The sequence below is a fragment of the Acinetobacter seohaensis genome (assembly GCF_056431365.1).
On record NZ_JBWKMK010000145.1, the window covers coordinates 38,697 to 64,233 of the forward strand.

Annotated in this window: 24 protein-coding genes; 14 read left to right on the top strand and 10 right to left on the bottom strand. The window is 42.5% G+C overall.

Annotated features, from left to right (window positions below):
• Nucleotides 1–232: 232 nt before the first annotated feature.
• Nucleotides 233–1,198, bottom strand: coding sequence for a hypothetical protein (locus AC07E5_RS15010; protein WP_180096124.1), 966 nt, complete (start codon nt 1,196–1,198; stop codon nt 233–235).
• Nucleotides 1,199–1,325: 127 nt separating this feature from the next.
• Complete coding sequence (locus tag AC07E5_RS15015; RefSeq protein ID WP_004976120.1) at nt 1,326–1,568, bottom strand: SlyX family protein; 243 nt, start codon at nt 1,566–1,568, stop codon at nt 1,326–1,328.
• Nucleotides 1,569–1,603: 35 nt separating this feature from the next.
• On the opposite strand from AC07E5_RS15015, the gene AC07E5_RS15020 reads away from it, so the two are divergent.
• The 3 genes from AC07E5_RS15020 (at nt 1,604) to AC07E5_RS15030 (ending at nt 5,725) form a co-directional block, all read left to right on the top strand.
• Complete coding sequence (locus AC07E5_RS15020; RefSeq protein WP_004976119.1) at nt 1,604–3,511, top strand: ATP-binding cassette domain-containing protein; 1,908 nt, start codon at nt 1,604–1,606, stop codon at nt 3,509–3,511.
• A gap of 141 nt (nt 3,512–3,652) precedes the next feature.
• A complete protein-coding gene (locus AC07E5_RS15025; protein ID WP_104853025.1) occupies nt 3,653–4,588 on the top strand; it encodes an LpxL/LpxP family acyltransferase in 936 nt (311 codons plus the stop codon).
• 24 nt (nt 4,589–4,612) lie between these two features.
• Nucleotides 4,613–5,725, top strand: coding sequence for a glycosyltransferase family 4 protein (locus AC07E5_RS15030; RefSeq protein WP_278518467.1), 1,113 nt, complete (start codon nt 4,613–4,615; stop codon nt 5,723–5,725).
• Between the two features lie 338 nt (nt 5,726–6,063).
• Here the strand turns inward: AC07E5_RS15030 and AC07E5_RS15035 are convergent, their stop codons facing one another.
• Nucleotides 6,064–7,191 (bottom strand): endonuclease/exonuclease/phosphatase family protein, encoded by a 1,128-nt coding sequence (locus AC07E5_RS15035; protein ID WP_104853024.1) that lies wholly within the window; start codon nt 7,189–7,191, stop codon nt 6,064–6,066.
• A gap of 189 nt (nt 7,192–7,380) precedes the next feature.
• Here AC07E5_RS15035 and asd point away from each other — a divergent pair, with 189 nt between their 5' ends.
• The 5 genes from asd (at nt 7,381) to truA (ending at nt 13,340) form a co-directional block, all read left to right on the top strand.
• Nucleotides 7,381–8,499: an aspartate-semialdehyde dehydrogenase gene (gene asd, locus AC07E5_RS15040; protein ID WP_004976115.1), complete on the top strand. Its 1,119-nt coding sequence runs from the start codon at nt 7,381–7,383 to the stop codon at nt 8,497–8,499.
• A 169-nt stretch (nt 8,500–8,668) separates the two neighbouring features.
• Nucleotides 8,669–10,087, top strand: coding sequence for a type IV pilus assembly protein FimV (locus AC07E5_RS15045; protein WP_498625739.1), 1,419 nt, complete (start codon nt 8,669–8,671; stop codon nt 10,085–10,087).
• A gap of 66 nt (nt 10,088–10,153) precedes the next feature.
• A complete protein-coding gene (gene fimV, locus AC07E5_RS15050; RefSeq protein WP_278518463.1) occupies nt 10,154–11,503 on the top strand; it encodes a T4P machinery localization factor FimV in 1,350 nt (449 codons plus the stop codon).
• A gap of 46 nt (nt 11,504–11,549) precedes the next feature.
• The gene (locus tag AC07E5_RS15055; RefSeq protein ID WP_004976109.1) at nt 11,550–12,530 is read left to right on the top strand and encodes an asparaginase; all 981 of its coding nucleotides are present in this window, start codon (nt 11,550–11,552) and stop codon (nt 12,528–12,530) included.
• 12 nt (nt 12,531–12,542) lie between these two features.
• Entirely contained in the window at nt 12,543–13,340 is a 798-nt protein-coding gene (truA, locus tag AC07E5_RS15060) for a tRNA pseudouridine(38-40) synthase TruA (RefSeq protein ID WP_004976106.1), read from the top strand.
• 128 nt (nt 13,341–13,468) lie between these two features.
• Here truA and AC07E5_RS15065 read toward each other — a convergent pair whose 3' ends face one another.
• Complete coding sequence (locus AC07E5_RS15065) at nt 13,469–14,476, bottom strand: AraC family transcriptional regulator (protein WP_004976104.1); 1,008 nt, start codon at nt 14,474–14,476, stop codon at nt 13,469–13,471.
• A 230-nt stretch (nt 14,477–14,706) separates the two neighbouring features.
• On the opposite strand from AC07E5_RS15065, the gene infA reads away from it, so the two are divergent.
• Together infA and AC07E5_RS15075 are read left to right on the top strand one after the other, a co-directional pair.
• Nucleotides 14,707–14,928: a translation initiation factor IF-1 gene (infA, locus tag AC07E5_RS15070; RefSeq protein ID WP_001284370.1), complete on the top strand. Its 222-nt coding sequence runs from the start codon at nt 14,707–14,709 to the stop codon at nt 14,926–14,928.
• A 158-nt stretch (nt 14,929–15,086) separates the two neighbouring features.
• On the top strand, nt 15,087–15,494 hold the full coding sequence (locus tag AC07E5_RS15075; RefSeq protein ID WP_324529388.1) for a hypothetical protein: 408 nt from the start codon (nt 15,087–15,089) through the stop codon (nt 15,492–15,494).
• A 114-nt stretch (nt 15,495–15,608) separates the two neighbouring features.
• Here the strand turns inward: AC07E5_RS15075 and leuB are convergent, their stop codons facing one another.
• The 4 genes from leuB to leuC form a co-directional block, all read right to left on the bottom strand.
• Nucleotides 15,609–16,688: a 3-isopropylmalate dehydrogenase gene (gene leuB, locus AC07E5_RS15080; RefSeq protein WP_004976098.1), complete on the bottom strand. Its 1,080-nt coding sequence runs from the start codon at nt 16,686–16,688 to the stop codon at nt 15,609–15,611.
• A 39-nt stretch (nt 16,689–16,727) separates the two neighbouring features.
• Nucleotides 16,728–17,291, bottom strand: coding sequence for a hypothetical protein (locus tag AC07E5_RS15085; RefSeq protein ID WP_004976096.1), 564 nt, complete (start codon nt 17,289–17,291; stop codon nt 16,728–16,730).
• A 102-nt stretch (nt 17,292–17,393) separates the two neighbouring features.
• Nucleotides 17,394–18,044: a 3-isopropylmalate dehydratase small subunit gene (gene leuD, locus AC07E5_RS15090; protein ID WP_004976094.1), complete on the bottom strand. Its 651-nt coding sequence runs from the start codon at nt 18,042–18,044 to the stop codon at nt 17,394–17,396.
• A gap of 97 nt (nt 18,045–18,141) precedes the next feature.
• Nucleotides 18,142–19,590, bottom strand: coding sequence for a 3-isopropylmalate dehydratase large subunit (leuC, locus tag AC07E5_RS15095; protein ID WP_498625742.1), 1,449 nt, complete (start codon nt 19,588–19,590; stop codon nt 18,142–18,144).
• A gap of 326 nt (nt 19,591–19,916) precedes the next feature.
• On the opposite strand from leuC, the gene AC07E5_RS15100 reads away from it, so the two are divergent.
• On the top strand, nt 19,917–20,153 hold the full coding sequence (locus tag AC07E5_RS15100; protein WP_167845755.1) for a DUF2061 domain-containing protein: 237 nt from the start codon (nt 19,917–19,919) through the stop codon (nt 20,151–20,153).
• Nucleotides 20,154–20,388: 235 nt separating this feature from the next.
• The gene (locus AC07E5_RS15105) at nt 20,389–21,249 is read left to right on the top strand and encodes a LysR family transcriptional regulator (protein WP_167845754.1); all 861 of its coding nucleotides are present in this window, start codon (nt 20,389–20,391) and stop codon (nt 21,247–21,249) included.
• 150 nt (nt 21,250–21,399) lie between these two features.
• Here AC07E5_RS15105 and AC07E5_RS15110 read toward each other — a convergent pair whose 3' ends face one another.
• Both AC07E5_RS15110 and AC07E5_RS15115 read right to left on the bottom strand, forming a co-directional pair.
• Nucleotides 21,400–21,645: a DUF2789 domain-containing protein gene (locus tag AC07E5_RS15110; RefSeq protein WP_498625743.1), complete on the bottom strand. Its 246-nt coding sequence runs from the start codon at nt 21,643–21,645 to the stop codon at nt 21,400–21,402.
• Between the two features lie 153 nt (nt 21,646–21,798).
• Entirely contained in the window at nt 21,799–22,449 is a 651-nt protein-coding gene (locus tag AC07E5_RS15115) for an HAD family hydrolase (protein ID WP_168417510.1), read from the bottom strand.
• 183 nt (nt 22,450–22,632) lie between these two features.
• Between AC07E5_RS15115 and AC07E5_RS15120 the strand changes: the two genes are divergently transcribed.
• Nucleotides 22,633–23,115 carry an RNA pyrophosphohydrolase gene (locus AC07E5_RS15120; protein ID WP_004976084.1) on the top strand — a complete coding sequence of 161 codons (483 nt, stop codon included), beginning with the start codon at nt 22,633–22,635 and terminating at the stop codon, nt 23,113–23,115.
• Nucleotides 23,116–23,237: 122 nt separating this feature from the next.
• Nucleotides 23,238–25,535 carry a phosphoenolpyruvate--protein phosphotransferase gene (ptsP, locus tag AC07E5_RS15125; protein ID WP_179997404.1) on the top strand — a complete coding sequence of 766 codons (2,298 nt, stop codon included), beginning with the start codon at nt 23,238–23,240 and terminating at the stop codon, nt 25,533–25,535.
• The last annotated feature ends 2 nt before the right edge of the window (nt 25,536–25,537 follow it).

Consider the following 25,537-nt stretch of genomic DNA (forward strand, 5'->3'; position numbering starts at 1 on the left):
TTGCATAAGCACAATATAAAACGCAAGATTAAAATAAGCTGTGATTTATTTATTTCAAGTGTTTTAGTCTATCTGCCTACAAACAGCTTAAAATCGTCTTACGTGAAAAGGCATCATTTTCAAAACTTTAAATGGTTGATAAATGATGACTTAAATCAGTCGTATCGATAAAAAACTATCTTGCAGATGGGTTTTAAATCGACTCATGCCATTAATCGAAAAATTCTAAAACTTAGCTTAAAAACATCTCATGACTATATAGCACTTCATGTCCATTCCAATAAATATAGCCTTTTTCAATCAGTTCTTTGAGCAATAAACGAATATCAGATTTTGGAAATAACCGTTCCAGCAAATCACGCAATTCATAAATATCTTTTGGTTTTTCACCTTTTAGCTCACGTAACTTTTTGGCAACTTCCCATTGCACAGGGTCAATTTGGCTAAAGTTTTTAAATAAACTGTGCTGAGGATGTGGCTCTACGGCTTCAGTTTGCGCCACGATTGTAGAAGTGACTGTCGCCTCTTGCGTAGATTCTTCCACGACATCTAGGTCAAGTTGTACCCACTGCTTCAGTACTTTTTTACGAAAGCTAATTTGCTCATCCACTCGCTTTACAATTTTCAGGTTCATCAACATGCCAACCACATGCTGCACTTTGTCTGCCTCAAGTTGCAAAATATTGGCAATCGAGTTTTTTAAAGCCTCTACGTTGGTTGGCTTGCCTGACATTTTTGCCAACGCATCACAATACTTTTTTACCAACAGCAATTCAGGTTTGTTGCGAATTGCCATTGGGCTTGGTAAACGATTTTTGCTTTTCCCAGACTGCGTTTCAGGCTGAATATGAATCAGGTGACAGGCAATTTCAGATGCTTGCAACATTTCCATTAAAATCTGAATACTATCAGCCGCAGAAATCACTTCAACTTGTGTTTCTGGCTCTAGCAGTGCCATCAGTTGCCCCACCACCACCGCATATTCAAACTCTTTAAACTCTGCGCGCGGGCTGTCTAAAATCATAAGCTGACCGGTACTGATCCAGCCAGCCAACTCAGTTAAATCCTGCAAGTTATATTCAAATTTTCCTGCACAATTAAACAGATACACACTCGGATGATGCTCAATAATTTCTCGCAACAAAGTCGCGGTAGGCTGGTTGTTTTCAAGGTCAAGTAACACAACTTTAAAGGACATAAACTTTAGCGGACACAATAGGGTTTAAAAGATTCAGGCACAGCAGCCGAGCATTACAGCGGGAAGTACAGCAAAGGTCAAATTAAAATCAGTACGGAAACCAATACCGTTGATTAAGTACGATTGATTAATAGTGTGGTGGGCGATTGGTCATCGGGTCAAATGGTGCAATCCCATCCGACAAATCTGCCGACTCTACCCGCTGATATAACAACTGCATTTGTTTCTTTAAATCAGCAATTTCCAGACTTTGATGAACCACTTGTTCATTCAATTGCTCAACTAAATCGTCCAAAAATGCAATTCGCACTTGCAAATCTTCAATGGGTGCGGAAAATGACGCCTGATCATCTATACTTTGTTTAGTCATTTCAAATCCTCATTTGAGATTTTTTAGGAAACACTATGGCCTATATTACTTTAAGGGATGTCCAACTCGCATTTGGTGGACCTGCCTTGCTCGACGGCGCGAATTTTAACCTAGAACGTGGCGAACGAGTGTGTTTGATTGGCCGTAATGGAGAAGGTAAGTCTACTCTACTTAAACTGATTGAAGGAAGTTTACTGCCCGATGCAGGTGAAGTGTCTATTCAAAATGGCATCACCATTGCCATGTTGGCGCAAGATGTGCCCATGGATTCAGGCAAAGTCGCCGATATTGTTGCTGATGGTGCAGGCGAAGCTGCTGCAGTATTAAAAGCCTATCACGAAGCCAGTGATGCCTGTGTATTGGGCGATATGGATGCCTGTGACCGTATGGGGAACTTGCAACACAAGCTAGATCAGCTTGATGGCTGGGCGCTAGAAAATAAGGTCAATGCCATTTTAAGTAAAATGGGACTTGATCCAAATGCCGACTTGGCCGATTTATCGGGTGGACGTAAACGTCGTGTGTTGTTGGCACGTGCCCTACTCACCCAACCTGACGTATTGTTGCTAGATGAGCCGACCAACCACTTAGATGTGGAAAGTATTGAATGGCTAGAAAAATTTTTACTCGATCAAAATAATTTAACTCTACTGTTTATTTCGCATGACCGTGCTTTTGTCGATAGTATCGCCACCCGCATTGTCGAGTTAGATCGTGGTGTATTACGCAGCTACGAAGGCAACTATTCACGTTATTTAGATTTAAAAGCACAGCAACTTGAAGCTGAAGAAAAACAAAATGCGCTGTTTGATAAAAAACTGGCCGAAGAAGAAGCATGGATTCGTCAAGGCATTAAAGCACGTCGTACCCGCAACGAAGGACGTGTGCGTGCCTTAAAAGCCTTACGTGAAGAATCCAAAGCACGTCGCTTCCAACAAGGCAAAGTCAATATGGCAGCGCAGGAAGCCAATCGCTCAGGCAAACTGGTCTTTGATATTGAACATTTACAAGTGGCCTTTGGCAATCAAGCTCCGATTATCAAAGACTTTTCAACACTGGTATTACGTGGCGATCGTATTGGTTTAGTTGGCGATAACGGTGTCGGTAAAACCACTCTGATTAAAGCCATTTTAGGTGAAATTGAGCATGGCGGCTCTGTCAAAACAGGAACACAACTGGAAATTGCCTATTTTGACCAATTGCGTAACGTCTTGGATTTGGAAAAGTCGGTCAAAGATAACGTGTCTGAAGGTTCAGATTTTGTTGATGTGAACGGACAACGTCGTCATATCTATAGTTATTTACAAGACTTTTTATTCTCACCCGAACGTGCGCGCACGCCCGTTAAAGCCTTGTCTGGCGGAGAACGCAACCGTATTTTACTGGCCAAATTATTACTCAAACCATCTAACCTGATTGTGATGGATGAGCCGACCAACGATTTGGATATGGTCACTTTAGAGTTGCTTGAGGAAATGCTCAGCGACTATAAAGGCACATTATTGCTGATTTCACACGACCGTGCCTTTATGGACAACGTGGTGACTTCAACTTGGGTATTTGATGGCAAAGGCAATATTGATGAATATATTGGCGGCTATCAGGACTATTTGCAGCAACGCCCAGACCAAACTGTGGTTGATCAAAAAAGTGATGTTAAAAAAGCCGTTGCCAAAGCCGAAGCGGCTGCAGCAGCACCAACGGCTAAAAAAGTAAAATTGAGCTACAAAGATCAACGTGCTTTAGAGCAGTTGCCAGGTGAAATTGAAGCACTGGAACAGGAACAAACCGAATTGGCTGAAAAACTGGCGGATGGTTCTTGGTTTGTAACAGATGCCAATGCAGCCACCAAAGCCTCACAGCGTTTGGCTGAAATTGATGAAGAACTGCTGGAAAAACTGGAGCGTTGGGACGAACTGGAAAACTTGGCGAATGGTAACTAGGGTCTATTGACACTTCGTCTACGCTTGTCCTGAAAGACTTCGCAAAACCGTTTTAAGCATCTTTCCCATTGGACGGATGCTTTTAAATTTTAAAATCGGTTCGTGCTAAACTGCAACGATACAACACTTTACACGGTCATTATGAGTCAACACACTGAATATCAACCAGGCGAATTTCAATGGTCTTTCCTGTTGCCAAAATATTGGGGCATCTGGATTGGCATTGTCTGCCTGATGATTTTAGCCATTTTGCCGTGGGCGATTCAGTATCGTTTGGCGCAGCTTTTAGGCAATCTTGCCTTTAACAGCATGAAGTCACGTCGCGTAACTACGTTACGCAATTTGGAAGTGTGTTTTCCTGAATGGAGCGAGGCTGAAGTACATGAAAATGCTCGCCAAGTCTTTGTTGATCAAATGCTGGGCGTATTTGAAACCTTAAATGCGTGGTACTGTCCACAGTGGTTTAAAGGACGTACTCAGGTTGAAGGTTTAGAACATATTCAGCAAGCCCAAGCAGATGGTCGCGGGGTTTTATTGTTAGGTACACATTCTACTCTGCTAGATGCAGGCGGCTATGTCTGTGCGCAATATTTTGACCCCGATGTGGTCTATCGTCCACAAAACAATCCATTACTGGACATGCTGATTTACCGTTGTCGCGCCACCATTTACGGTCATCAAATTGACCACGATGACATGCGTGGTTTAATCCGTCACTTAAAAAATGGTCGTGCCATTTGGTATAGCCCAGATCAGGACTTTGGTTTAAAACAAGGTGTTATGGCGCCATTTTTTGGCGTGCCTGCTGCGACAGTTACAGCGCATCGTCGTTTACTTAAAATGACCAAAGCCGCAGCAATTCCGTTATATTTTTACCGTACAGGTGAGCTTTCCAACCCTCAATATAAAGTCTTGATTGAACCTGAACTGCTGGATTTCCCAAGCGCAGATGAAGTTGCAGATGCAACGCGCACCAATTTCATTATTGAGCAGCAATTACGGATCGCTCCTACCCAATATATGTGGTTTCATCGTCGGTTTAAGAGCCGCCCCGAAGGTTATGACAGTATTTACTAATCTGTACGGCAGAAGGAAAGATTCATGAAAGTCATGCAGTTATTACCCGAATTAAACAGTGGCGGTGTAGAACGCGGTACGCTCGAAATCGCCCGAGCCTTGGTCGCTCAAGGACATACGTCATTGGTGGTGTCGAATGGCGGACGGATGGTTAACCAACTCGAAGCTGAAGGTTCCACTCATTTAAAGTTAGCCATCCACAAAAAATCATTATCAAGCTTGTGGCAAATCCGTCCTTTACGCCAACTGATTATGCAACATCAACCTGATATTGTGCATGTACGTTCCCGCGTACCTGCATGGCTAACTCATTTTTCCCTAAAAGGTATTCCAGCCGAAAAACGTCCACACTTAATTTCAACTGTACATGGTTTTTATTCAGTTAACCGTTACAGCCAAATTATGACCCAAGCGGAAAAAGTGATCGCAGTTTCTGACAGTGTAGTCAAATACATTCGTGATCATTATCAAAACTGTCCACCTGAAGATATTGTCCGTATTTATCGTGGAATTGACCCTGCTGCATTTCCGCACGAGTATCAACCTTCGGCACAATGGATGCAACAAACCTATCAAGATTTCCCAGAACTTGAACATAAGTTTTTAATTTGTTTGCCGGGACGTATCACCCGCTTAAAAGGTCATGAAACATTGATTGATCTAATTGCGAAATTAAAAACCCAGTATCCACAGATTCATGCTGTTGTTGTAGGCGGTGCAGATGTTAAAAAAGCAGCTTATTTACAGGAACTGGAACGCAATATTCGGGATAAACATCTGACCGAAGCGATAACCTTTGTTGGACACCGTTCTGACATTCGCGAGTGGCTTGCGTTTAGCGATATTGTACTTTCACTTTCCAATCAGGCGGAAACCTTTGGACGCACTGCACTTGAGGCTTTATCTGTAGGAACACCTGTGATTGGCTGGAACCGTGGTGGTGTGGCTGAAATTTTGTCACAACTGTATCCGCAAGGGCTCATCGCAGCAGATGACCAAGTGGCTTTATTCAATGCAGTGCAATTGCATCTGGAAATACCGCAAAGTGTCACCCCTGTTGAATTGTTCAGCTTGGCAGATATGTGTCATCAAACCTTAGATTTATATCAGCAAGTTTTGCAGTCAAAACACACCTAAAGCCTTAAAACTGAATCGAGCTGATTGAAGTTTAATTTTTTTTAAAAACTATGAGAATGAAAAAATAAGCCCTAAAAAATCATCGCCCGAGTTCTACATCCTGTAAAACTCGGGCTCATGAGGTTGTGCTTTCAAAACTTATTGTTATTTTATTGTATGGCGTTCCTTACCTACATCATATCCTTGATGTTTATCCCTCAGCGTCGTCTTCCTTAATGGGATATTCCGTTCCCGAGTCCTTGTGCTGATGAATTAATCTTAACCAGATCAGTCAGAATAAACCATGCGTCATGTGCCTAAATCCGTGTAAGCCATTTCGTACACTTTTCGTTTAATTTCTAAACCGATTTATCCTGTGCTTTATACGGTTGTGCAATTTCATCGGTCACCAGTTTTTCTTCTTGCTCTGCTTTTTCAATCCCATCCTGAATCGCCTGTTGTGCTTCCTGCTCATCGGCATCGGTTTGCGGCAGTTCTTCCTGAATTCGATCAAACACCCGCCCAGTTTGCAATACCACATACACAGGAAAATGATCTGAACCAATATGTGCTAAACGCTGCATATCTACCAATGCAAAATCTGTACTATGAAATACATGGTCTAATGACCAACGCAGTAAAGGATAATCGGCATGAAAGGTATTGATATAGTGCCGCCCTACGCGCGGGTCGAGCAAGCCACTGATTCTTTGAAACAAGCGCGTAGTCCGCGACCACGCCACATCGTTTAAATCACCCATTACGATACAGCTTTCATCTAAATCTTTGATTTGATCGCCTACAATCAACAATTCGGCATCTCTTAAAACTGAATCTTTGGCTTCGGTAGGACTTGGTGGTTTAGGATGCAAACAATACAACTGTACAGGCTGCCCCGAAGGCAAAATCACACTGGTATGAATGGATGGAATTTCATCGCTGAGAATAAATTTGATCTCACTGTCTTTTAATGGCAAACGGCTATACAAATGCATGCCATATAAATTATCTAAAGGTGCAGCGACCCGATAAGGATAATCGGCTTCAATCACAGACAAGGCTTTCTGCCAAGCCAAATCAGATTCTAGGGTCAACACCAAATCTGGTTTTAAGGCTTGAATATGTTCAATTAAAAGATGATATTTTTGATTTGGTGTCAGAACATTGGACACGATTAATGAAATTTGTTTTTCAGGATTTAGCTGTTCTGGACGAACTTGTTTGACCTGTTTTTTCCACAGCAAGGTGTAGGGCAAGACCATTTTTAACTGATAAGCCAAAGCTGCAATCAGCCCAATTAAAATCACTTGGCTAGACACATCCCACGTCTGCTCCCAAATCAGTAGCAAAACAAAGGCAATGATGCCCAAAACCAAGATCTGTAAACGTGGAAAATCTGCGCCCCGAATCCACCATTCATCACGCGGAATCAGTGACCAAAAACTTAACCAAATGACTAATATTGCAAGCCCTTCTACCCAAATCATCTTGCTTTACTCTTTTGTATTTTTTGTCGTTTTTACATGAAAACCAAAGTTATCAATTTTGTATGTAACACAAACAAGAGATTTCACTCAATAATACTCATGTTTTGTTCATGTAATGCTTGCAGTTGCGTCCCCTTTTGATAGACTTATATTCCTTTATTGTTTTTTAACGCACCGAGGCAAAGTGACATGAAAGTAGGTCTGGTCGGTTGGCGCGGGATGGTGGGTTCCGTCCTTATGCAACGTATGGTTGAAGAAAATGATTTTGCTCATTTTGAGCCATTCTATTTCTCTACCAGTAATGCTGGCGGTGAAGCACCAGCGTTTGGTGGTAAGACTGCCCCAGCACTTATGGATGCAACAGATATTGAAAGTCTGAAGCAAATGGATGTCATTATTACCTGTCAAGGTGGTGATTACACTTCTGCCGTTTTCCCGAAGCTTAAAGCTGAAGGTTGGAATGGTTACTGGATTGATGCTGCATCTACCCTGCGTATGGATGATGAAGCGATTATCGTACTTGATCCAGTCAACATGAATGTCATTAAAGATGGCTTGGTGAATGGCACCAAAACATTTGTGGGCGGTAACTGTACTGTTTCACTCATGTTGATGGGCTTGGGTTCATTATTCCAAAACAATTTGGTGGAATGGGCAACTTCAATGACCTATCAAGCAGCTTCTGGTGCAGGTGCGCAAAACATGCGTGAGCTGATCACAGGCATGGGCTACTTGTATAACAACACCAAAGACTTGTTGGATGACCCACGTTCACCAATTTTAGACATCGACTCTAAAATTGCCGAATTACAACGTGGCGAAGGTTTCCCATCGGCAAACTTTGGTGTGCCTTTAGCGGGTTCTCTCATTCCATATATCGACAAACAGCTTGAAAGCGGTCAGTCAAAAGAAGAATGGAAAGGTCAGGTTGAAACCAACAAGATTTTAGGCAATCAGCAGATCGTTCCAATTGATGGTCACTGTGTGCGTATTGGCGCAATGCGTTGTCACTCTCAGGCAATCACATTGAAGCTGAAAAAAGACGTTCCACTGAACGAAATTGAAGATATGATTCGTCAATCAAGCCAATGGGCAAAAGTGGTACCAAATACACGCGAAGCATCAATGACCGATCTTACCCCAGTTGCAGTTACAGGGACTTTAACAGTACCTGTTGGTCGTTTACGCAAAATGAACATGGGTAAAGAATACCTTGGTGCATTCACTGTAGGTGACCAATTACTTTGGGGCGCAGCAGAGCCATTACGTCGTATGTTACGCATCTTAATTGATTACAAAAATGCTTAAGCTTCGTCTTGAGCACTGAATCATTTTTGATTCTGTGATCAATCTCAACAAGCCAGTCAAATTTGACTGGCTTTTTTATGTAATCAACGTGTTAATATTTTACAATCGACCTACAACTCGCTACTCTATCCTTTTCGCCTTGCGATAAATGACCGAGCTAACAATTAAGATGACTGTATATAACAAATTAAAGATCGCCATTTTATCTATTTTGGCTTCACAGCAAATGTATGCAATGAATGTTGACCCGATTCAAATTCAGTCAACAACTGGGGAATTGCTCTATGCCGAAATCAACTTTCGTCAATCGAATGTGAATGAAGCGATTGATGTTAGTTTAGCTACGGCCGAAGATCTGATGTCGATTGGTGCGAGCCACCGTCCGCCTGGTCATCTTAACTTTTTTACACGTCGTAACAGCAACGGTACAGGGGTCATCACCATTACCTCATCTCGACCTCTAACCGAGTCTGAGTTGAATATTGTGGTCAAAATTAAAGAAGGTAATGCAACTCGCCTGCAACATATTCGTACACCATTAAAACGCAGTGCACCTGCGCCATTGGCCGCTATGCAACGCAGTAATGAACAAGCTTTAACGCCTGTCATGATTGTCAATGAGCAAGACATTGCTTTAAATTTACCCGTAAGTGCGAACTATCAGGTTGAAACGCCTAAAGCAATTGAACAACAAACTTTTGAAGCACCGTTAACCATTAAACATAATACACCACCTGCATTAAACCATCAAACAGTGACGGTGGTTCAAACTGCACCAAGCCGTAGCGCAGCAAGTGAAAATACGACTGTGATTACCCCAAAAGTAGCGCCAGCACAGACAAATAACAACCCAACACCGACAGCATCTACAGCCACCACTTCAGTCACCGCACAACAATCGGCTGATCCATTGGTACAAAAATTTGCTGAACAGCAACGTACGAAGCAACTGGCACAAACTCAGCCTGCTGCTGCAACGAAAAAGCCTGCACAAATAGCGGCTACACAAGCTAAACCAAGCCCTGTAACAGCGAAGCCTACGGTCAATACTCAACATGTAGTGCAATCGAATGAATCATTATGGGCCATTGCCTCACGCATTGCGGGCGAAAACAATCGCCCTGTTGCCGAAGTGATGCAACAAATTAAAGCCAATAATGAGCATGCTTTTATTCAAGGCGATGCCAATCGTTTACGTCGTGGTGCGACCTTAAACTTACATGCACAAGCTAACTCTAAACCAGAGAAAAAAGCCGCAATTCCACAACCAGAAACGGCCAGTGCATCACAATCAGGCAAAGCCAAATATCGTTTAAATCAAGCAGAAATGAGCCTTGTGGCAGAGAATCAACAAGACTCAACCCACGGTTCTGCCAAGAAGAACACACAATCCACACAAACTTCGGGTGACTTGTCATTAAAAGTTATGACATCCCGCGAGAAAACCGTTAAATTACAGAGAAACGTAACAGAATTAGAATTGGCATTACGTCAGAAGGATCACAGAATTCAATTACTCAACGCGCGCCTTGCCGAACTGCAACAACAATTGCAAAAACAACAAGCCGCAAATAAGCCAAAACACTAAATGTTACACACAATGATTTTTTTGGGATAAGGTCAAACAGGGACCACATCCTCAAGGGGTATAAACATGCTGATTTATGTGATTCCGTTTATTTTATTACTGGTGATCGCAATTTTCTTGAAAAAGCGTGAAGCAAGTAAAGAAGCCGAACCAAGCAACAAGAAAACAGCAGCGCCAGCCAAAACCAGTGGGAAGAAAACCACAACTACCAAAAAAGTTGCCCAGAAATCGGTGGTGGTTGAAGAGGTTGTTCCAACTCCACAACACTCTACCCCTGTACCTGTTAAAATTCAGACAAATATTGAAAATCTGATTAAGGAACGCAATTTCTTTGCTGCGGAAGCACAGATCAACCAGGCCTTAAAACGTGATAATTCTTTACACGGTCTGTATTTATTCTTGCTCGACATTCATTTACAGCAAAAAGATGAGTTTGCGATTGATCAATTACTCAATCATATACGCGCTTTGGGCCTTGATGATATTTTGGTTCAAGCAGAAGCTCAAAAACAAGTATTTGATGAGCAAAACAACAAAGCAATTGATGGGATTGATTTTCAACCAACGACTCCAGCGGATTTAGAATCGGCTCCTGTTGAACAAAAATCAACTGCTGATTTTGATGCCCTCATACAATCAAAAGATGATATCTCTTCTGATAGCTCTTCTTTTGACCAGTTACAGCACGAACTAACTTCAAATAAAACAGCAGCACCTGAAGCAGCTTTAGAATTTGATACCTCATCGTTAAATTTCAGCCCTGCTGCTGCACCTGTAGAAAAAGCAGCTGAGCCTGAAGTAAAAGCAGAACCTGCTGCTTTAGACTTTAATTTTTCTGTAGATACTGCACCAGCAACAGAGAAAACTGAAACACCCGCAATTACTCCTGAGCCAAGTACAAGTGCTACAGAAGCAGCCCAACCGCTTGAGTTTTCTTTTGATTTAGAACCGAATAAAACTGAAATAGTAGCATCTGAAACACCAGCAAATGCACCTGCTACAACTGAAGCCCCAAGTTTAGACTTTGACTTTTCAACAACAGAAACCCCTGCGACTGTTGAAGCAAAAACTGAACCTGCAACACCTGATTTTAATTTCACATTTGACAATACGCCTGCTGCGGAAACCAATCTTCAACCTACAACTGAACCAGAAATCATTGCTGCACCAAGTATTGCACTTGAACCTGCTGCAACCGTTGTCAGCACAGATGTTGATCTGAATGATCCATTGGTGAAATCATTCCCAGACTTATCTCAAGTGGATGAAATTCAGTTGAACTTAGACTTAGCGAGCCAATATGTAGAGTTGGGCGCTTATGATGCTGCGAAAGCTTTACTTAGCGAACAAGGCGCAAATTATTCTGCTGAACAACGCCAACGTGCCGATCAGTTACTGAATCAAATCGCTTCTTAATTCAAATCAGATTAAGATAAAGCAGTCATTCTTGGCTGCTTTTTTTATGATGAAAAAAATTGCGTTAATCTATATGGGCGGCACTTTTGGCTGTGTCGGTGAACCACTAAGCCCAATGCCTGCGGAGCAATTTCTGCCACGCTTGGCACAGGTCTTACCCCTAAATTTAGAGATTGAATGCTTTGTTGCCCCTGTCATTAAAGACAGTAGTGCCTGCACAGCCGCAGACTGGTTACAGCTCATTCAATATATTCAAAAATTACAACACGATGATTTTCAACATTTCGTTATTTTACATGGCACCGACACCCTCAGCTATGCCAGCGCAGTCTTGGCACGTTTTTTAGCGCAAAGTACCCATGTCATTCTCACGGGTAGCCAATATCCCTTACTCAATGCACAAGGCACAGATACCCGTGAATTTAGTGATGCCTTGGACAACCTAAATTTTGCTTTACAACAGATTCATCAAGTGACTCAGGGCGTATATCTGGCCTTCCATCAGCAACTGATTCATGCCGCAACGGCACTGAAACAACACACCACCGAGTTAAATGCATTTACAGGTCAGTCTGCTTTGGTTTACACGGAGAACAAATCGCAGAATGAGCCAGCATTCAACATTAGCACTCAACATATTGAAAAAGCCCAGCACTTTAACTGCCTGAACTGGATGTTACAGCCAATTGCCATTTCCGCTTTGGTCGATAATTTAAAAGCCTTACAGCAACAGCCACCACACTGCCTGATTTTACAGAGTTATGGTACAGGCAATATGGCCGTCAATGCCGAAGTGATTGAGTTAATTCAGGCCTTACAAGCTCAACAATGTGCCGTGATTCTCACCACCCAAGTCACTTTTGGTGGCATGCAACAACGCTATGCGATCAGCCAGTGGTTACAGGACAGTAAAATTTTAATCAGTGATTGCCAAAGTCACGCAGATCTTTATGCCAAAGCCTTAAAAATGTATTTACAATACGACAGCCTTGCACAGTGGTATGCGCATTGGCAGTCTTCAGTGTGATTTGAGGTGATTATGCAGCGTTTTGCAATCGGAATTGAGTTTTGTGGCATTCGGTATCGGGGTTGGCAAACCCAGCAAGCAGGCGTACCTAGTGTGCAGGAAACCATTGAAAAAGTTCTGAGCAAAATTGCCGATGAACCCATTATTTTACATGGTGCAGGACGTACCGATGCAGGCGTGCATGCAACCAATATGGTGGCACATTTTGATACGCATGCCATTCGCCCTGAACGCGGTTGGTTGATGGGTGCCAACAGCCAACTACCCAAAGACATTGCAATTCAATGGATTAAAACGATGGATATGGACTTCCATGCTCGTTTTAAGGCTCAGGCACGGCGTTATCGCTATGTCGTGTATAACAATCCACAACGCCCTGCCTTGCTGCACAAACAAGTCACTCACGCTTATTATCCCTTAGATGTCGATAAAATGATTGCGGCTGCGCAGAAATTTGAAGGGACACATAATTTTGAAAGCTTTCGTGCCGCAGCGTGTCAGTCCAATCAGCCTGTCCGTCATGTCAGCCATTGCCGCTTAATTCGTCACGGCAATTATTTAGTGTTAGATATTCAAGCCGATGGTTTTTTACATCACATGGTTCGCAATATCATGGGTTGTCTATTGGAGATTGGACAAGGTTTATATGACATTGCGCATATTGACCAAATTTTTGCAGCTCAAGACCGTAAAGCAGCAGGAATTACCGCCCCACCCGATGGCTTGTATTTTATTCAGGCACACTATCCTGAACAGTTTGATTTACCGAAAGTTCCCTTAGGGCCACATTGGTTAAATATGCCGGAATAATTTAATCCCTTCCGACCTCCCTTTTCCAAAGAGAGGAGCTCCATTTCGAGGCTTTAAAACGAAAGTCCCCCTTTGAAAAAGGGGGATTTAGGGGGATTCTGTTTAGGAAAGGTTTTAAATTTTCAAACTTAACGCTGCTTGCGCTTTCTATATTCCACTGGGGTTTCATTGGTCCAGCGTTTAAAGGCACGATAGAACGTACTTGGCTCTGAAAAACCCGTTAAGTACACAATCCGCTCCACGCTTTCATTGGTATTCGATAATAATCGTTTAGCCAGACGACAGCGATAATCGGACAGAATTTGCTGAAAACTGGTATTGGCTTCGCTCAATTGGGTACGCAAACGGCGTGGCGTGATATTCAATTGCGCCGCTACTGTTTCCAATGTCGTTTCACCGCTTTCTAAAGTTGAACCAATGGCACGGCGTACTTCACCAACCAAGTCATAACGCGCCAGCTCCTGCAGCTTTTCTAATGCCAACTGTTCGTGTAATTGCAATAACTCAGGTTCTGCCTGCCACAGTGGATAATCCAAAATACTCGGATCAAAATACAAACGCGTTTCTTTCTGCCCCAAACTCACAGGACATTCAAAGACACGGAAATATTCATCATCTGCAGCACCATCACTAAAGTTAAAGTCAATATAAATAGGCTGAAAACGACCTTCGGTAATGAATTTAAAGAAGCGTAAAACACCCGACATGGCGCATTCAGAAAAATGACGATTGACGATATTTTCTGACCACGGCTGCACGCCATTGGTTAAATAGCAGCGTCCATCTTCCACCACCAATTTGGCATCAAAAGCATCACTAATCAGGCGTTGATAAGCCAAAGCACGTTTTAGGCCTTCACCAAAGTTTTCTGAAGAAATAAACAAATGTTCAATCACCTGCCCGCGATAAAGTGGCAAATGTTCCCCCAGATGTAAACCAATATCAGGGTCTTTACTGACTTCCTCAGCCGCAACCCAAAACGCATATTGTGCATTTAAAGGCGTACGCTCATTGGCTTCGACCTGATTTAAGGCCACACCTGCTTTTGTTAAAATATCTTCGGTTGGCAACCCCGCACGACGAATCGCTTGGTAGCCTAAACGCAATACAACCGATGCATCAGTTAGCTGACCCACGCAAAAACCTTCCTTGTATGTACTTCATTTATACTTAAAAAGATTGAAATTAGATTAACTGCGATTGACCGAACTGACAACCTACCCAAGCCCATTTTTACAGAAAAAGTATAAACCGATGATTCGCTTATTTTACTAACAGATGCGCTGTGTATAGGGTAAAGCATCTTGTTTTTTTCAGAAAAATTGCCTATAATTTGCGCCTTTCCAATTTGATACTCAGGTAGGCTATGGCCAATAAAGAGGAACTCATCGAGTTCGAAGGCGTTGTCACCGAAACGCTTCCTAATACTATGTTTCGTGTACGTTTAGAAAACGGTCATGAAGTGATTGCTCACATTTCTGGTAAAATGCGTAAACACTATATTCGTATTTTAACAGGCGACAGTGTGAAAGTTGAAATGACACCTTACGACTTAACCAAGGGTCGCATCACTTATCGCGCACGCTAAGTTTTAGAGTAAGCTAAAGCCACTTTCGGAGTGGCTTTTTTACGTTCACTTAAAAAAATTCTGTTTAGCCTTTAATTCGTCCCCGCCGCTTATCGAATCACCACATTCTTTTCTTGCATTGCCTTCTACAATAAAGTTTTGAGCAAGGGAGAAAAAGCATGTTATTTCGATCCTGCGTTGCTTGTATAACAGGTCTTTTTGCGCTCAGTTTAGTGGCGTGTAGTAGTAATCCACCGCATTCCACTTTAAACCGCGATGCGTATTTACAGCAATTTATTGGTCAATCTAGCCAATATATCCTGACCCATTTGCAATTAAGCCAAATTGGCTATCAACAGCTTGGTACAGCTCAAGCTACCCCTCAATTGCTACATTACCGTATCATTCGTCCTGTACGTGTTCCGATCCCTATGGCGCAGCATCCCACTACAGGTATTGGTGCTGTTCCGTTAAATATCGGTATCCCGAGTCATGAAAGTTACGATGTTGCACTGACTTGTGATTTGTATTTTCGCCTACAGCAGGGTATTGCTACCGCAGTGTATATTTCGGGACAACGCTGTTAAGTCTCCTAGCTAAAACACTCTGAAAGTACAAAACCAATAAAAAAACGCAGCCCGAAGACTGCGTTTAATGATTTGATTTTGAGCTGTAAGCGATAGGTTAAATCGCTTAAATTTTTAGTTGAGTGCCGTAACGACTGCTTGACCCATTTCAACAGTACCAACTTTATTCATGCCTTCAGACATAATATCGGCAGTACGTAAACCTTGATCTAATACATTGCCTACTGCATCTTCAATGGCTTTTGCTGCCGCTTCTTCGCGGAAGGTGTAACGTAACATCATTGCCACAGAAAGAATGGTTGCCAATGGGTTTGCCAAGTTTTGACCTGCGATATCTGGCGCTGAACCATGGCAAGGCTCGTACATACCTTTGCCATTTTCGTCTAAAGACGCAGATGGCAACATACCAATAGAACCTGTCAACATCGCCGCTTCATCAGACAAGATGTCACCAAACAAGTTACCTGTCACCAATACGTCAAATTGTTTTGGCGCGCGTACCAATTGCATCGCTGCGTTATCGACATACATGTGCGACAAGTTGATTTCTGGGTACTGTTCTGCATGTAACTGAGTCACGGTTTGCTTCCACAATTCAGTCACTTCCAGTACGTTGGCTTTATCCACCGAACATACTTTACCGCCACGCAATTTCGCCATTTCAAACGCTACTTTTGCAATGCGTTTGATTTCTGACTCAGCATATACGTCGGTGTTAAAACCTTGTTTTTCACCGTTTTCTAATTCACGAATACCACGTGGCTGACCGAAATAGATACCACCCGTCAATTCACGCACGATTAAGATATCTAAGCCCGATACAATTTCAGGTTTTAAGCTTGAAGCATCTGCCAATTGTGGATACAAAATTGCAGGACGTAAGTTCGCAAATAAATTGAGTTCTGAACGCAATTTTAACAAACCACGCTCTGGACGGATTGAGCGCTCAATGTTGTCCCATTTTGGACCACCAACTGCACCCAATAAAATTGCATCGGCTTTTTTTGCTTGCTCAGATGTTACTGCTGGGTACGGTTCACCATGTGCATCAATTGCAGAACCACCCAATAAACCTTGTTCCCAAGTCAAACCCAAATTGAATTTTTCATTGACACGTGTCAGCACTTGTTCAGCAGCTTTCACAATTTCTGGACCAATGCCGTCACCAGCTAAAATCAAAATATGTTTTGACATGAGAGTTTCCATTGTTCATGACAGTCAAAGACTGTGGGATTAAATTTTTTGTTCTACAAACTCACCCAAGCCATTTAAGACATTGTAGGGTTTGCAAAAACGTCGAATGGTTTTGTTGTTTTGCACCAAATCTACACATAAAGGATCTGGCGCAGACACATTTAATAAGCTGCCTTTAGTACGACTTCGATCACGATACATTCTAAAGGTATATTTTTGCCTGGCATTAAACTTATGAATTACATGCAGTTTTTCTGCACGATCTTTAGAAATGGGATAAAAGCGAATCACCAATTCATGTTGTTTAGGCGGTACAGATAAATACAAGGCATTGGATTTATTTAAGGATGATTCCTGTAAACGTACCAAACCCTCCTGAATGGCAGCACGTGTAACACGATGTTTTTCTGCATCGAAAATTGTGACCGTATTTAAACGCTCAAACTCACAATCATCTGTACCCGCACAGTAAATCAGTGCATTGGATTTGCTTTGTTCAGTTTCTTTCACCTGTTTAATGCGTGCTGTATTCCACGTTTGGCATGCGCTTAGCGTGGTGATACATAATCCAATGACAGCAAGCCGACCGAAAATTTTAGTCATTGTTCGCGCCCAACCTCACCTGTTAGATACAAAATATAAAAATTATTATGTGCCGATGTTAGCAAGAGTTAGGCAGCGATGCTATGACAAATTTCAGCGAATTTATGCCTGAATTTCGGCAAAAACCCATGGACGCGACTGCTTAGTTTTCTCTTCATAAGCACGAATGTCATCAGCTGCTTGTAATGTTAAGCCAATATCATCCAAACCATTCAATAAACAGTGCTTACGGAATGGATCTACTTCAAATTTAAATGCCGTACCGCTTGGTGTGCGTACTTCTTGCGCGTCTAAGTCGATGGTTAATTGATAGCCTTCAGTCGCCGCACACTCTTTAAATAATTGCTCGACCTGCTCTTCAGACAAGATCACAGGCAACATGCCGTTTTTAAAGCAGTTATTGAAGAAAATATCGGCAAAGCTTGGTGCAATAACGGTACGGAAACCATATTCATTCAATGCCCAAGGTGCGTGCTCACGGCTTGAACCACAACCAAAGTTGGCACGTGAAATTAAGATTGAAGCACCCTGATAACGCGGCTGATTCAATACAAACTCAGTATTAATCGGACGTTTTGAGTTGTCCTGACCCGGATAACCTTCATCTAAATAACGCAATTCATCAAATAAGTTATCGCCAAAACCTGTACGTTTGATAGATTTCAAAAACTGTTTTGGAATGATTAAGTCTGTATCGACATTGGCACGGTCTAATGGTGCAACGATACCTTGTTCAACGGTATATTTTTTCATGTTTAATTCTCACTGAATCCGTAACCTCTCCCTTGCCCTCTGCTATAGCGAGAGGGAACGCCATCTCTCTGAGAGAAGGCTGGGATGAAGGCATAACTTAGAATGAACGTACGTCTACAAAATGACCTGCGATTGCTGCCGCAGCTGCCATTGCTGGACTCACCAAATGGGTACGACCACCGTTACCTTGACGGCCCTCAAAGTTACGGTTTGAAGTCGATGCACAGTGTTCACCCGGTTGCAATTTGTCTGCGTTCATTGCCAAGCACATTGAACAACCTGGTTCACGCCATTCAAAGCCTGCTTCTACAAACACTTTGTCTAAGCCTTCTTGTTCCGCTTGTTGCTTAACTAAACCAGAACCTGGAACCACCATCGCCTGTTTAATACTTGCTGCAACTTTACGACCTTTAATCACTTCAGCGGCTGCACGAATATCTTCAATACGCGAGTTGGTGCATGAGCCAATAAATACGCGGTCTAATTGAATATCTGCCAAAGACTGACCTGCAGTTAAGCCCATATATTGATAAGCACGCGTCCAGTCATTGCGCTGTACATCATCTTTCGCCTGCTCTAAAGTTGGTACGACTTGTGATACTGGAATGACCATTTCAGGTGAAGTTCCCCAAGACACTTGCGGCTCAATTTCTTCGCCTTGTAATACCACTACGGTGTCAAAGTGCGCGCCTTCATCTGAGTGTAAAGTATTCCAGTAAGCAACTGCTGCATCCCATTGCTCGCCTTTTGGTGCATAGTTACGACCTTTCACGTATTCAATGGTTTTGTCATCCACAGCGACCATACCTACGCGCGCGCCTGCTTCAATCGCCATATTACATACTGTCATACGTCCTTCAATCGACATATCACGGAATACTTGACCACCAAACTCAATCGCGTGACCTGTACCGCCTGCAGTACCAATTTTACCAATGATCGCTAAAACGACATCTTTCGGTGTAACACCTTGACCTAATTTGCCATCTACACGCACTAGCATGTTTTTCATTTTCTTTTGAACTAAGCATTGGGTTGCTAATACGTGTTCAACTTCAGACGTCCCAATACCATGCGCTAAACACCCAAATGCACCGTGAGTCGCTGTATGTGAGTCACCACAAACTACGGTCATACCTGGCAAAGTTAAGCCCTGCTCAGGCCCAACCACGTGCGCAATCCCCTGACGGATGTCGTTGATGTCAAACTGCACCACGTTAAAGGTTTTACAGTTGTCATCTAAAGTTTGTACCTGAATACGTGAGGTATCATCTTCAATACCTGCAATACCATCTGCACGCTCTTTTTTAGAGGTTGGTACGTTATGGTCAGGGGTTGCCACGTTGGCACTTAAACGCCACGGTTGACGACCTGCAAGTTGTAAGCCCTCAAACGCTTGTGGAGAAGTCACTTCATGTAATAAATGACGGTCGATATACAATAAAGCTGAGCCATCATCACGTTGGGTGACCAAGTGATCATCCCACAATTTGTCATACAAAGTTTTTGCTGTTGGATTTTGTGCTTGTTGGTTTTCGCCTGCCATGTCAGATCTACTCCACTGGACTGGGTAATTTTTTCATTCATTCGATTATAACCGCGAATTTGTATAAATCTAATTTATCATTTTTATTAATTTAAAAACTTTTGGGAATTAATATTTATATCGAAGCAAAATATTTTTTATCGGTTCACATTTGTTTTGTTTTCAGGTTAAGTTCAATCAACATCGTTTCATCTAAAAAATAATCACGACTAAAATCTAATTTTCCAATCAAAAATACAAAAATATTCGTTTTTACAAATTAAATAAGAATGATTATCCTTTAGCTATCACACAGAGAAATGCCAAAGCAGCACAGGAGTATTCTCATGAGTCATATTCAAAAATTTGTTGCTAACAATCAACGCATGTTCAAAAAGACTTTGAGCTACTACATTATGCACATCACCGTGGCAATGGTGGTTGGTTATGTGGTCACGGGTAATATTTGGATGGCCATTACCTTAAGTTTGGTGGAACCAACGGTTCAAGCGGTGGCTTATTTTATTCACGAACGTATTTGGGAAAAGAAAACACAAGCTGAAGAGACCAATATTATCGCCTAGTTAACATATAGTGATGATCTAGTCATCCTCTTCTCAAGTGAATACTGCTGTTCTGATTCTTCCTCTTAGATCATCGTAGCGCATGCACCGATGATCTTTTTTTACACCCTTTTCAATCCGCTCCCTTGAGGATATTTCTGCCTACAGTTTCAAAATATGTAGAATTTGTTTTGATTAATTCTAATTTTTTCTAAATAATAAACACAGTGATAAAAAATACTTATAGGTAGTTCAGATGAATCTTGCAGCCTTCGAAGCTTTTGTAAAAGTCATGGAAACGGGTTCTATTTCTTTGGCCGCAGATCAACTGTTTATTACCCAGCCTGCAGTAACCAAACGCATTCACAGTTTGGAAGATTATTTTGGTGTAAAACTGTTTGAATCGGCAGGACGTGGCGTACAAGCCACACATGCGGCACATTCATTGTTACCTAAAGTTAAAAACTGGCTGAATGAGCTGGGCGATATTCATCACACCCTCAGCCATGAACAAGGGCAAGTTCAAGGCAAACTAAAAATTGGCACCAGTCACCATATTGGTTTGCACCATTTACCCAATCATTTACGTGAATACGTACAGGAATTTCCCAATGTCACACTCGATGTGCATTTTGTCGATTCTGAACAGGCACATGAGCAGGTTTTGGCGGGAGATTTAGAACTGGCTTTTCTGACCCTTCCACCTAAACTGGATGAGCGCTTGGCTTATGTCACCATTTGGAATGATCCTTTGGTCTTTGTCGTGGCACCATTTCATCCTCTAGCAGGTCAAAAAAACCTACAATTGTCCGACTTACTTAGCTACCCAAGTTTATTGCCCGCTGCGCAAACCTATACTAGTCAAATCACCTTAGCAGAGTTTGAAAAGCAAGGGGTAAAACCTAAAGTCACCATGAGCAACAATCCGTTAGAATCAATTCGGATGTTGGTGTCTATTGGTTTGGGGTGGTCTGTTTTACCCAAAACTTTGGTCAACCAGGACTTGCAACAGTTAGATATTGATTTAGAAATGAACCGTCAACTCGGTATGGTATGGCACCCTGGGCGGACACAATCACGTGCAGTTTTAGAATTGATTGAGATGATGAAGCATTAAGCATCACAAGCGAAGCTATTTAAGCGATGGAGGCTCAAAAGTTCTACTATCTATAAACTTACTTTTCTAGACTCAATAAAATGCCCTCAAGTGATTCATCACTTGAGGGCTATTTTTATCAGCATTTCAAAATGCTGCGTGGTCTATTTCTTAACGATTGAGCGAATCTTCATGTAAAGATTCATTCAATTGATCCACCACAATCGCCCATGAACCATCCGATTTTATTTTTTCAACAATAAACTGACGTTGTGCGTCTGTCCAAAAATCAGCATCGGCAATATTGGTTTCTGCGCTCAGTTGATGTGTCACAATAAATTGCTGAATCGCTTCTTCACTGGCATCTAAACCTAATTGTTCAAATAAATGTGTCATTCTTGGGCGTACACCGCTCATTTTTTCACTCCTGCTGTTTTTTAATTCTTGCCTTACCTTAGCATGCCTATTCTAAAAATGAATGACATAATCCAACATTGCAGCAAATAAAAACAAAACAGAAACAAGCGACTAGTCACACCTGATACAGCGACAATTGCACTAGTCTGAGCTTTAAATTGACCAGTCCTGCACATCCCAACCTTGCTCTTCCGCCAAAGCCTGTAAACGTGCATCGGGGTTTACTGCAATGGCATGATCGGCATATTCCAGCAAGAAACGGTCGTTAATGGAATCTGAATATGCCCAAGACTCGGTCACATCACGACCTTCTAGCCATTGCTCCAAACGTACCAATTTGCCCTTTTGGTAACATGCGGTGTTAATTACCTTACCTGTATATTTTCCATCGACCACTTCCGCATTGGTGGCAATAATTTCAGTAATGCCAAATTCACGAAAAATAGGTGCCGTAATAAAGTCAGATGTTGCGGTGATGCCTACCAATTCATGTCCTAAAGCCTGATGACGCTGAATTGCTTTAAAACCTTCAGGACGCATTTGCGGACGAATCACCTTTTGCATAAATAATTCATGCAATTCGGTCAGGTATTGATTGTCGTGCTGAGTTAAAAATTCAAATACAAATTCGTTATATGCAATTGGGTCGAGCTGTCCTGCCTTATAGTCTTCATAAAACTTGTCGTTCATGGCGCGGTGACGGACTGGATCGACCAAACCTTCATTTACCAAAAACTCACCCCAAGAATGATCTGAATCAGTATTTAACAAGGTGTGATCGAGATCAAATAGCGCCAATTTCATGAAAATACTCGTAAAAACTGAAATTTAAGAAAAAAATTGTAAATCTATCTCCGCTAGTCGATAGAAATTCGTTAAGATCATAGCAATTTTAACATTATTTACACTTTGCGTTTTCGAGTTGGAGAAAAGAAATCATCATCCCCGAGTGCAAAGTCATAAATTAAACAATATTTAGGTAGCCAAATGATCGACTCAGAAGGTTTCCGACCCAATGTCGGGATCATTTTGGCAAACGAGTTTGGACAAGTTCTATGGGCAAAACGCATTGGTCACAATGCATGGCAATTTCCACAAGGAGGTATCCAATATGGAGAAACCCCTGAACAGGCACTTTATCGTGAGCTGAGAGAAGAAGTTGGCTTACTGCCCGAACACGTCCAAGTTATCGCGCAAACTAAAGGTTGGCTGCGTTATCGTTTGCCACATCGGTACATACGCACGGATTCAGACCCAGTATGTATTGGTCAAAAACAGAAGTGGTTTTTATTGCAACTGACGGCTTCAGCCCATCATATTCGGCTGAATTTGTCCGACCCACCTGAATTTGATCAATGGCAATGGGTCAGTTATTGGTATCCGCTCGGTCAGGTCGTCAATTTTAAACGTGACGTCTACCGTAAAGCGATGGTGGAATTGTGCAATCAATTACCGCTCAAAAAACCTTAAAAACCTGCAAAAAAATGTAGGTTTTTAAACTTAATGTTATAGACGCAGTTGTGATAACTTAGGGTCATGAGCTGTGTAACAACTGACCTAAAAATAACCCATCTAAATATGGAGTAGCGCGTATGTCAAACATGCAACTGGATACCCTTAGACGCATTGTGCAAGAAATTAATGCGTCCACCAGTTTGCATGAATCACTCGACATTATGGTGAATCAGGTCGCAGAAGCCATGCATGTGGATGTCTGCTCGATTTACCTGTTGGATGAACGTAATCAGCGCTACCTCCTCATGGCTTCAAAAGGTTTAAACCCTGAATCTGTAGGACATGTATCTTTACATACCAGCGAAGGTCTAGTCGGACTGGTTGGACAGCGTGAAGAAATCGTCAACCTAGACGATGCGCCTAAACATGAACGCTTCATGTATTTAGCCGAAACAGGCGAGGAAATTTATAACTCCTTCCTTGGCGTACCAGTCATGTACCGTCGTAAAGTAATGGGGGTTCTTGTGGTGCAAAACAAGGACAAACAAGACTTTTCTGAAGCGGCAGAGTCCTTTTTAGTGACGCTCTGCGCCCAGCTTTCAGGCGTGATTGCACATGCGCATGCCGTGGGCAATATTGATGTATTCCGCAAACCGAACAACCTGCCTGCCTACAAAACCTTTCAGGGGGTTTCGGGTTCAGGCGGGATTGCTTTAGGTCGTGCGGTCATTTTGTATCCTCCTGCGGACTTGGCTGCTGTGCCAGACCGTGAAGCCGATGACATTAGCGAAGAACTGACATTACTGGACAACGCACTCGATGCAGTACGTCAGGAAATTCAGGCGCTCGATGACAAAATGCAGGATGCCTTAATGGCGGAGGAACGTGCACTGTTTAGCGTATTCCTGCGCATGTTGGATGAAAATGCCCTACCTGCCGAAATTAAAGAACTGATTCGCGAAGGGAACTGGGCACAAGGTGCGGTGCGTATTGTGATTGACAATCACATTGCCTTATTTTCGCAAATGGAAGATGACTATTTACGTGAGCGTGTGTCTGATCTGAAAGATTTAGGCCGTCGTATTTTAGCCTCTTTGCAAGAAGCCGATGCCAGTCACCGTGAACTGACCGATGAAAGCATTTTAATTGGCGAAGAAATTTCCACCGCAGCTTTGGTAGAACTGCCTGTCGATAAAATCGCAGCGATTGTCACCACCGAAGGGGCGATGAATTCTCACATGGTCATTGTGGCACGTGCTTTGGGTATTCCAACCGTAGTTGGCGTAACTGAGTTGCCGATCAACAGCCTAGACGATGTGGAAATGATTGTAGATGCGCACCAAGGTCGGGTGTTTATCAACCCGCCACGTCGCATGCGGACACGCTATAAAGAAATTCAAAAAGAAGAAGAACAGATTGCCAAAGACCTCAAGCAATATGAAACCAAAGATGCCATTACCCCTGACGGCGTAGCGGTAAAATTGTATGTCAATACAGGCTTGATGATTGACGTGGTGCGTGGCGTACAACGCGGTGCTAAAGGTGTTGGTTTATATCGTTCTGAAATTCCATTTATGCTGCGTGACCGTTTCCCGGGCGAAGAAGAACAGCGTGCTATTTACCGCCAACAGCTCAGTCACTTTGCCAACAAACCTGTGGTGATGCGTACGCTAGATATTGGCGCAGACAAGGACTTGCCGTACTTTTCGATTGAAGAAGAAAACTCAGCCTTGGGTTGGCGCGGGATTCGCTTCACGCTAGATCATCCTGAAATTTTTTCTTCGCAAATTCGTGCCATGCTCAAAGCCAGTATTGGTTTGAATAATCTGCATATTTTGCTGCCAATGATCACCAGTGTCAGCGAGGTTGAAGAAGCCTTGTATTTGCTAGATCGTGACTTGCAAGCAGTGCAGGAAGAAGAACAGGTTAAAATCACCAAACCGAAAATTGGCATTATGGTAGAAGTACCGAGTGTGCTGCTGCAAATTGATGAATTTGCCCCGTTGGTGGATTTTTTCTCGGTAGGATCAAACGATTTAACCCAGTATTTATTGGCAGTGGATCGTAACAATCCGCGTGTGGCCAACGTCTATTCACACTTTCATCCTGCAGTACTGCGCGCCTTAACCCGCTTGGTGAAAGAATGTCATAAATATGACAAGCCTGTGAGCGTTTGTGGCGAAATGGCAGGAGATCCGCTGTCTGCGGTAATTCTGATGGCAATGGGCTTTAATACCCTGTCGATGAGCTCAAGTAATATCTTGCGGGTGCGTAAAGCAATTTGTCATGTACCAATGACCGATGCACAACATTTATTAGATCAGGCGTTAAAAATGAATAATCCGCTGATGGTGAAAAGTCTGATGGAATATTATTTTAAAACCCATGGCTTGGGCGATATGGTGAAACTAGCGACACGTATCGTATCTCCATAAAA